Origin of the sequence: Citrobacter sp. Cpo126, from assembly GCF_030332445.1 — a bacterium.
Taxonomy (GTDB): Bacteria; Pseudomonadota; Gammaproteobacteria; order Enterobacterales; family Enterobacteriaceae; genus Citrobacter; species Citrobacter portucalensis.
The window spans coordinates 1-365 of the sequence record NZ_JAOWHT010000016.1; the positions used below are offsets into that span (position 1 = coordinate 1).

Consider the following 365-nt stretch of genomic DNA (forward strand, 5'->3'; position numbering starts at 1 on the left):
TCCCCACTGCTGCCTCCCGTAGGAGTCTGGACCGTGTCTCAGTTCCAGTGTGGCTGGTCATCCTCTCAGACCAGCTAGGGATCGTCGCCTAGGTGAGCCGTTACCCCACCTACTAGCTAATCCCATCTGGGCACATCCGATGGCAAGAGGCCCGAAGGTCCCCCTCTTTGGTCTTGCGACGTTATGCGGTATTAGCTACCGTTTCCAGTAGTTATCCCCCTCCATCGGGCAGTTTCCCAGACATTACTCACCCGTCCGCCACTCGTCACCCAAGGAGCAAGCTCCTCTGTGCTACCGTTCGACTTGCATGTGTTAGGCCTGCCGCCAGCGTTCAATCTGAGCCATGATCAAACTCTTCAATTTAA

Annotated in this window: 1 rRNA gene; it reads right to left on the reverse strand. The window is 55.9% G+C overall.

Features of this window, described 5'->3' with window-relative positions:
- A 16S ribosomal RNA gene (locus OGY17_RS00800) occupies positions 1–363 on the reverse strand; the annotation flags it as partial.
- Positions 364–365: the final 2 nt, after the last annotated feature.